Origin of the sequence: Meiothermus sp. CFH 77666, assembly GCF_017497985.1 — a bacterium.
GTDB lineage: Bacteria > Deinococcota > Deinococci > Deinococcales > Thermaceae > Meiothermus.
This window is the reverse complement of sequence record NZ_JAGDFV010000003.1, coordinates 147,925-156,076: the sequence shown is the minus strand read 5'-3', so window position 1 is coordinate 156,076 and position 8,152 is coordinate 147,925. Positions and strand designations below refer to the sequence as shown.

At 61.0% G+C, this 8,152-nt stretch carries 7 protein-coding genes; 3 read left to right on the top strand and 4 right to left on the bottom strand.

The genetic code is table 11. The features are described from left to right. Nucleotides 1–228: 228 nt before the first annotated feature. Entirely contained in the window at nt 229–1,041 is an 813-nt protein-coding gene (locus tag J3L12_RS03105) for a SprT family zinc-dependent metalloprotease (protein WP_208013576.1), read from the top strand. A gap of 25 nt (nt 1,042–1,066) precedes the next feature. Here J3L12_RS03105 and J3L12_RS03100 read toward each other — a convergent pair whose 3' ends face one another. After that, nucleotides 1,067–2,665, bottom strand: coding sequence for an FAD-dependent oxidoreductase (locus J3L12_RS03100; protein ID WP_208013575.1), 1,599 nt, complete (start codon nt 2,663–2,665; stop codon nt 1,067–1,069). Nucleotides 2,666–2,911: 246 nt separating this feature from the next. Further along, nucleotides 2,912–3,919, bottom strand: a complete 1,008-nt coding sequence (locus J3L12_RS03095; protein ID WP_347708823.1) for an ATP-binding cassette domain-containing protein — start codon at nt 3,917–3,919, stop codon at nt 2,912–2,914. 266 nt (nt 3,920–4,185) lie between these two features. Here J3L12_RS03095 and J3L12_RS03090 point away from each other — a divergent pair, with 266 nt between their 5' ends. After that, nucleotides 4,186–4,857 (top strand): phosphoribosyltransferase, encoded by a 672-nt coding sequence (locus J3L12_RS03090; protein ID WP_208013573.1) that lies wholly within the window; start codon nt 4,186–4,188, stop codon nt 4,855–4,857. Here the strand turns inward: J3L12_RS03090 and J3L12_RS03085 are convergent. After that, nucleotides 4,829–6,877 carry a prolyl oligopeptidase family serine peptidase gene (locus J3L12_RS03085; RefSeq protein WP_208013572.1) on the bottom strand — a complete coding sequence of 683 codons (2,049 nt, stop codon included), beginning with the start codon at nt 6,875–6,877 and terminating at the stop codon, nt 4,829–4,831. The two genes, J3L12_RS03090 and J3L12_RS03085, sit on opposite strands and share 29 nt — an antisense overlap. Nucleotides 6,878–6,958: 81 nt before the next feature. On the opposite strand from J3L12_RS03085, the gene J3L12_RS03080 reads away from it, so the two are divergent. After that, nucleotides 6,959–7,234 carry a helix-hairpin-helix domain-containing protein gene (locus tag J3L12_RS03080; RefSeq protein WP_347708822.1) on the top strand — a complete coding sequence of 92 codons (276 nt, stop codon included), beginning with the start codon at nt 6,959–6,961 and terminating at the stop codon, nt 7,232–7,234. Here the strand turns inward: J3L12_RS03080 and J3L12_RS03075 are convergent. Beyond that, nucleotides 7,231–8,097, bottom strand: coding sequence for an EamA family transporter (locus J3L12_RS03075; protein ID WP_208013585.1), 867 nt, complete (start codon nt 8,095–8,097; stop codon nt 7,231–7,233). The two genes, J3L12_RS03080 and J3L12_RS03075, sit on opposite strands and share 4 nt — an antisense overlap. Between the last annotated feature and the right edge of the window lie 55 nt (nt 8,098–8,152).

The following is an 8,152-nucleotide window of genomic DNA, read 5'->3' as shown; positions in this document are numbered from 1 at the left end:
GCCATCACCGTACTGAACTTGGCTTTACCGCTTGGTGGGCTTACCTCATCATCGCCCTGAACCTCATCGCTGCTTCCCCAGACCTGTGTATAGCTGACATCGTTTTGTGACTAGCACCAGTGATTATGTAAGCGTAGTAATGATAGACTCATAAATAGCCTAAAGATTAACTTTGCAAGCTCTCATCTCACCATTTGATTTACACGTTCTGGATAGGATTAAGTCCGGATGCCAGACACGGAAAAGGCCACGCTTTACTACCAGAACAAAACCATCCGCTATACCATCCGCCGCAGTACCCGCCGCCGGACGGTGGGCATCACCATTGATGTGCAGGGAGTGCGGGTTGCCGCACCCCGCCGAATGCCCCTGGAACAGGTCTTTGCGCTGGTGAACACCAAAGCCCGCTGGATTGCGGAAAAATACACCGAATTCAAGAGCCGTTCAGGGCCGCGCAAGCGATTTGTGAGTGGGGAGGAGTTTTTGTATTTGGGCCGCCGGGTCAGCCTACAAATCCAGTCCGAGGGTGCCGACCCTCGCCCCAGGCGGGGGCGTCACAAGCCCGGTTCCTCGATGCAGCCCGAGTTATTTGATTTCAACTTTGCACCCGCCAAAACCAGGCCCAAAGCAGCAGTGGCCCTCAAGGGCAATGTATTGCATGTGCAGGCCAATGCTTCCTCTATGCAGAGCAAAGAAGTACGGGAGATGCTCGAGGACTGGTACAAGGCTCGAGCCAGAGAAGTAATTGTGCGCCGGGTGCAACACTACGCCGACCAACTGGGCTGGCGCATGCCCACCGTGCTAATCCGCAATCAGAAAAAGCGCTGGGGAAGCTGCAACGCCAAGGGCGAGCTGCGTTTCAACTGGCGGCTGGTGATGCTGCCCTTGCGGGTGCTGGACTATGTGGTTGTACACGAGATGGCTCACCTCAAGGTGCTCAACCACAGCCCGCGTTTCTGGGCTCTGGTCGAACAGATCATGCCCGACTACAAAGCCCGCCATCAGGCCCTGCACGAGCTGGGCCTGGGCCTGTACTGGTAGGGGTTTCAGCTTTGTTTGCAAAGCACTAGATAGCGTTCAGGATCTGGGTTCTTGCTTTTTCCTGCTCGAGGCCTACCCTCTCTGAATCCCAACCCAGCTCCTGGCCCATAAGCTCAGCAACCCGCGGGGTGGCTGCCAGGGCCGCCAGCGTATCCAGAAACGCCAACCGGGTGCGGCGGGCCAGCACATCCAGGGGGGTGTAAGCCATCTCGTGGCGGGCTGCATAAATCACTTCAGCCTCCAGGTAAGGCCACTCCACCGCCAGCCGCGCCTGGTAGCCTTCCGCCGCAATCTGGGCCACTGCCTGGGCGCGGGCGCCGTAGGCGCGGTGCAGGTGCTCAGCCACATCGGGGGGAAAGCCTAGTTGCTCGAGTTTTTTCGCTCCCTCAGGCTCAAAACCTTGCCCACCCAAAAGCGGAATTTGCTCGGTGCGGGAGGGGCCGGCTTGCAATCCAAACTGCCGAATGGCATAGTTCACCAGATCCAGGGCCATTTTGCGGTAGGTGGTCCACTTGCCCCCCGTCAGGGTGAGTAGGCCCGAAGCGCTTTTCTGAATCAGGTGGTCGCGGGCCAGCCGGGCGGTGTCGGCCTCGGGGCGCGAAACCAGCGGGCGCAGGCCCGACCAGCTAGCCCGCACAGACGCCCGGGGAATCTCCCCCAGGTAGGGCTTTACCTGTCTGAGCACATAGCCAATCTCCTCTTCCGTTGCTTTGGGGTGATCTACAACCTGTGCCGGCTCGTCGGTCGTGCCTACTAGGGTTCCACCCTGCCAGGGCAGTACAAACACCACCCGCCCGTCCTCGGTTTTGGGAATCAGCAAGCCCGTGTCAGGAGGGCTGTACTTCTTGTCCAGCACAATATGAATACCCGAACTGGCCTTGAGCAAAGGGGGAGTGTGGGGGTCATCCATGCGCCGAATCGCGTCGGAAAAGGGGCCGGTGGTGTTGACCACTACCCGCGCAGCCACCTCTATTTCTCTGCCTCCCAGCCCATCCTTGACGACTACCCCCGATAGTTGGCCATTTTGCTTGAGCAGCCCGGTCACTTCTGCGTAGTTAAGCACCACCGCCCCTTGCTGCGCTGCGGTGAGGGCCAGCTCCACATTGAAGCGAGCGTCGTCAAACTGCCCATCCTGATAGGCCACCGCGCCCTTCAAACCCTCGGGGTTGACCAATGGAAAACGTTCCAGGGTTCCCTTGACGCTGATGTACTGCGCGGGTTGCAGACGGGCTTTGCCGGCCAGGAGGTCATAGATCTTCAACCCCGTGTAGTAGTAAGGCGCTTCCCAAAACCTGTACAGGGGGGTCAGGAGCCACAGGGGGCGGGAAAGATGGGGCGCGTTCTTGAGCATGATGGCCCGCTCATGCAGCGCGTCGCGCACCAGGTTGAGCTGCACCCGATCCAGGGTCTTGATGGCAATTTCCAGGTAGCGTACCCCGCCGTGAATCAGTTTGGTGCTGCGGCTCGAGGTGCCCTCCGAAAAATCGTAACGCTCCACCAGGGCAGTTTTGAGCCCCCGGCTGGCCGCTTCCAGCGCCACCCCGGCTCCGCTGGCGCCTCCCCCAATAACCAGGATGTCGAACGTTTCAGAGGCCAGCCTATCCAACAAATGAGCGCGTTCCATAGCAGTACCCACAGCCTAACGCACCCAGCAAAGGTGCACCAATAGCCCTCTGGCCGATGCAGTGCAGTTCATTCCGTCGCACACGAACAAACGACAGGGTTTGTGAACTTCAAACAGCCTCTGCGCAAAGACCTTGACCCACTCGGTGTAGAGCCGCACGGCTACCCATGGCGCCCTAACCAGAGCGGTTCGCCACCATCTCTATCTTTGGCCTTTGGCTTTCAGCCTTCAGCCTTTGGCTATCGGCTATAGACCATCGGCCATTGACCCAGCAATCAGCCTGGTATCGGCAAACACCTGTCCGATCACCTCTTCGATGGCCGGCTCCCGCACCTCGAGGTCGTCTATGGGCAGTTCACGAAGCATCTGGCTGACCCCGCTCACCAGTTGCTCCCGCCGAACCAGGAGCCGAGCCTCGAGCCCCTCGAGTTCGCGCAGCTCGCCATACTGCGCCAGTCGGTCTTTCTCCACGGGTTGCCCAAGCTGGATATGTACCTCACGGTAGGGGGCAAAGCGCTCGAGCAACCCCCCCAACCCACCGTCGTAAATAAGCTTCCCGTGATGAATCATCAAGACCCGCTCACACAGGGCGGTGATATCGGCCATGTAGTGGCTGGTGAGCAGAATGGTGGCCCGGTAACGCCGGTTGTACTCGCGCAAAAACTCCCGCACGGCCACCTGGGCATTCACATCCAGCCCCAGGGTGGGCTCGTCCAGGAACAAGACCTGGGGCCGGTGCAAAAGCGCTGCCAGCAGCTCGGCCTTCATGCGTTCACCCAGGCTCAGCTTGCGCACCGGCTGGTTGAGCTTGCCCTCCAGTGCCAGCATCTCACTCAGTTCGCCCACCCGTTTTTTGAACTCGTTATCGGGAATCTCATACACGGCGGCGTTGACCCGAAAGCTATCGGCAGCTGGCAAGTCCCAGATTAGTTGCTGCTTGTTGCCCATCACCAGGGTAATCTTGCGCAAGAACGCATGCTCCCGCTTGAAGGGCTGGTGTCCGGCCACCTCCACCTGCCCGGCACTGGGGTAAATCAGGCCCGAAAGCAGCTTGAGGGTGGTGGTTTTACCGGCCCCATTGGGCCCCAAAAAGCCCACCACCTCGCCCGGTGCAATCGCAAACGAAACGTCTCTAACAGCCTCTACCTGACGGTATTTGCGTTGGAAAAAGTGTCGCAGCGTGCCCACGAACCCCGGCTCTTTGAGGGCTACCGGATAAAACTTGGAGAGGCCATCGGCTCGAATTTGGCTCACCTGAAGCAGTATAGCGGGCACGCCATGCCCTGAATGACGCCCTATCCACATCTGAGAAGCTTCAAGCAGCACTTGTAACCGCTTGGTAATGCCCCGATTCTAGGCTGAAGGTGAAAAAGGGGGCATAAGGATAGCTGAAGCCACTTTCTGTCTGTTGGTGTTCCTTAGATGCTGGATGATGACCTTTTGTAAACACGGCCCTCGGCTTTCGGCGTTCCAATGGATAATCAGAGACTACAAACTTACAAGAGCCCCAAGGAGGTTTCATGAAACCCTTCAAAGACCGCAACCAGGCCGGTGAGCTGCTGGCCGAGCGACTGGTGGAGTTGGGGTACGACCGGGAACCCCATCTGCTGGTGTTTGCCCTGCCCAGGGGGGGTGTACCGGTGGCCTATCCGGTAGCCCGCCGGTTGCGTGCCCCGCTGGACGTTTGGGTGGTACGCAAACTGGGCACCCCCGGCCACGAAGAGCTGGCCATGGGCGCTATTGCCTCGGGTGGGGGGCGGGTACTCAACCAAGAAATTGTAGAGAGCCTGCAGATTTCGGCGGAGACCATCCTGGCTGTAGAACGGCAGCAACAGGCCGAACTACAGCGCCGGGAGCAATTGTACCGAGGCCATAAGCCTTTCCCCGATCTGACCGGTAAAACCGTGCTCCTGGTTGACGATGGGCTGGCCACCGGCGCCACCATGAAGGCGGCTATTGCAGCAGCCCAGCGACAACACCCCAAACGCCTGGTGGTGGCTGTGCCGGTAGCGCCCCCGGATACGATAGCGGAGATCCAAAGCCTGGTAGACGAGGTGGTCTGCCTCGAGACCCCCGCTTTTTTCCAGGCGGTGGGCCTGTGGTACGAACACTTCCCCCAAACCTCCGACGAAGAGGTGCTGGCCTTGCTACAGGCCGCCCAGGCTATGCCAGCCCCATCTGATGCAGGGTAAAGGCGTAGAGGTCGGCCTGCTCTTCAATGAGCATGCGGGTGGGCTTGCCCAGGCCGTGCCCGGCTTTGATCTGGATGCGGATGAGCACCGGTGCTTCACCCCCCTGGGCCGCTTGCAGGGCCGCCGCAAACTTGAAGGAATGGGCGGGCACCACCCGGTCGTCATGGTCGGCGGTGGTGATCAGGGTGGCGGGGTAGTGGGTGCCGGGCTTCAGGTTGTGCAGGGGCGAGTAGGCCAGCAGGTAACGGAACTGGCTGGGGTCGTCGGGCGAGCCGTAATCCGAGACCCAGGCCCAGCCGATGGTGAACTTGTGGAAGCGCAGCATGTCCAGCACCCCCACGGCGGGCAGGGCCACCCCGAAGAGCTCCGGGCGCTGGGTCATGACGGCCCCCACCAGCAGACCTCCGTTGGAGCCGCCCTGAATAGCCAGCCGCTTGGGCTGGGTATAGCCCTGCTCGATGAGCCACTCGGCGCAGGCGATGAAGTCGTCGAACACGTTTTGTTTGCGCTCGAGGGTACCGGCTCGGTACCATTCCTCGCCGTACTCGCCGCCCCCGCGCAAACAGGCCTGGGCAAACACCCCGCCCTGCTCGAGCCAGACCAGCCGCCCAGGGTTGAAGGCTGGGGTCATGGAGATGTTGAAGCCCCCATAGCCATAGAGCAGGGTGGGATTTTCGCCACGCAGTTCTAGACCCTTTTTATGTACCAGGAACAGCGGCACCTGGGTACCGTCCTGGCTGGTTACGAACACCTGGTGGGTTTCGTAGCGGCTCGGATCGAAGTTCAGGGGCGGGGCAAAGAGGGTCTGGGTCTGGCCGGTAGCGAGATGGTGGTGGTACAGGGTGACGGGATACAGAAAGGACGTGAAGCCGTAAAAGAGCTCCGGGTCGTCTTCCTCCCCGGCGAGGGTAGGCACCATACCCAGGGTAGGCAAGGGCAGGGGGCCCCTGGACTGGCCCTCGAGGTCAACCATCTCCAGCCGGTGGCTGGCGTGGTGCAGGTAGCCCAGCACCAGCACGTCGCCCGCTGCCTCTGCGAACTCGAGGACATCCTCCCCCTCCGGCACCAGGGTCTCGTGGCCCTCCAGCCCGCCCCTGGCCACGTCCACCACTATCACCCGGCCCCTGGGGGCTTCCAGGTTGGTTTTGAAGTAGAAGCGGGAGCCCTGGTTGCGAATAAAGTCAAACGAGGCCACAAACTCGCCCACCAGCTCTACAAAAGGCTCCCCGGAGCCATACGCTCGGTAGAAGAAAAGGTTCTCGCGGTGGGTGCCCCTCCACACATGCAGGCACTCGTAGCGCCCGTCGTGGGTCACGAAGGCATGAAAGCCCCACTCCTTCTGGTCGGGCCGCCCGTAGACCAGCACATCTTCGTGCTGGGGGGTGCCCAGTTTGTGCAGGTAGACCTTCTGGAAGTAGTTGGCCCCGGTGTAATCGGCACCCTCGGCGGGAGGGTCGTAGCGGCTGTAAAAAAACCCGCTGCTGTCGGGCAGCCAGGCCGCGGTGCTGAACTTGCTCCACTGGATTTCGTCGGGCAAGTCCTGGCCGCTTTCCACCTCGCGCACCTTCCAGACGAGCCAGTCCGAGCCGCTCTGGCTCAGGGCATAGGCCAGGTAGCGCCCATCGCGGCTCACCGAATAGTTGGTCAGGGCCACCGTACCGTCTTCGGAGAGGGTGTTGGGGTCGAGCAGCACCCGGGGGGCCGCCTCGAGGCTCTCCTGCACGTAGAGCACGTTCTGGTTTTGCAGGCCGTCGTTGCGCAGGCTGAAGTAGCGTCCACCCCGTTTGAAGAAGCTGACCACGCGGGGATAGTTCCAGAGTTCTTCCAGGCGCTTTCGCAGGGCCTCGCGCAGGGGAATTTGCTCCAGATAGCCAAAGGTAAGCCGGTTCTGGGCCTCGATCCAGGCCCGGGTTTCGGGGGCGTGGGGATCCTCGAGGGGGCGGTAGGGGTCGGGAATCGGGACACCGTGCAAGTCCTCTATAACCGGGGCTGTGGGCGCAGAGGGATATGAAAACTTCATTCCGCCAATATACCCAAGCTTGCTGCCCGGTTGGGTCTTTTGGTATGGTTTTCGCAGAACCCTATCTCAGGAGGAAGCCTCGTGAAAGCACTGCAGAGCATTCTTCTTTTGCTGGCCCTCATGGGCCCGGCTACCCTGCCCCTTACCTGGGCTCAGAGCCCAAATGCCCCCAGGGTCGTCAACATCAATAGCGCCACCCAGGCCGAGCTCGAGGCCCTCCCCGGCATTGGCCCCAAAATTGCCCGCGAGATCATCCGCAACCGCCCCTACCGCGATGCCAGGGAACTCCAGGCCAAGGTCAAGGGCATCGGCCCCAAAACCTGGGAGAACCTCAAACGCTACGTGCGCTTCCGCTAGATCTCCGGCGTAATCTGCTCGGGGTGGGGTTTGGCGCTCCTGAGCTGGCTGATCAGGGTTGCAGCGATAATCAAGGCCGCCCCCAGCATCCCCTGCCAGCCCAGCCGTTCACCCAGCAAAACATAGGCAAACGCGGCGGCATAGACGGGCTCGAGGGTAAAAATCACCGCTGCCTGGGGTGCGGGCACCAGCCGCTGACCCAGGGCTTGCAACCAGATGCACAGCGCCGAGGCCACCAGGCCCAGGTACAAAAGCGAAAGGTAGGGGAAGCCCTCGGCATTCCAGCCAGGCCCTTCCAGGAGCATCCAGAAAAGCGAGAGCAGGGTGACCGTCAACATCTGAATACCGGTGAGCGGCAGGGCCGGAAAGCGCCGGGCAAAGCCCTCCAGTCGCCAGATGTACAGGGCATACGAAAACGCCGTGCCCAGCGTCCAAACGTCGCCCAGGTTGGGGGGCGAGCCGTCGTAGGACAACAGCCCCACGCCCCCCACCGCCAACCCCGCCGCCAGCCAGATGGGCCAGCCCAGGCGGTGCCCCAGCATTCCCAGCAGCAGGGGCAGTGCCACCACATACAGCGTGGTGATAAAGGCGCTGCGACTGGCCGTGGTGTATTGCAGGCCAATGGTCTGGGTCAGGTAGGCCACGAACAGCACCGCACCGAGCTCGAGGCCTGCCCGCCACAGCCTGAGGTCGCGCCGGAAGAGGAAGGGCACAAAGACCATCGTAGCGATGGCGAAGCGCACAAAATTGATCTGGCCCGGCCCCAGGGTTTGCAGGCCATCTTTCACCAGCACAAACGTGCTGCCCCAAAAGAGCGTAGCCAGGTTGAGGTAGAGCAGTCCTAAAAGCTGGCTTCGGCGCACAAAGAAGAGTCTACGCACAAGACAGTGCAAATCCAAGCAGTTAGCCTCGACAGTT

What these genes read in the sequence shown, in the direction of transcription:
- J3L12_RS03105 (WP_208013576.1), top strand. Translation starts at nt 229, where the DNA reads ATGCCAGACACGGAAAAGGCCACGCTTTACTACCAGAACAAAACCATC.
- J3L12_RS03100 (WP_208013575.1), bottom strand. Translation starts at nt 2,665, where the DNA reads ATGGAACGCGCTCATTTGTTGGATAGGCTGGCCTCTGAAACGTTCGAC.
- J3L12_RS03090 (WP_208013573.1), top strand. Translation starts at nt 4,186, where the DNA reads ATGAAACCCTTCAAAGACCGCAACCAGGCCGGTGAGCTGCTGGCCGAG.
- J3L12_RS03085 (WP_208013572.1), bottom strand. Translation starts at nt 6,877, where the DNA reads ATGAAGTTTTCATATCCCTCTGCGCCCACAGCCCCGGTTATAGAGGAC.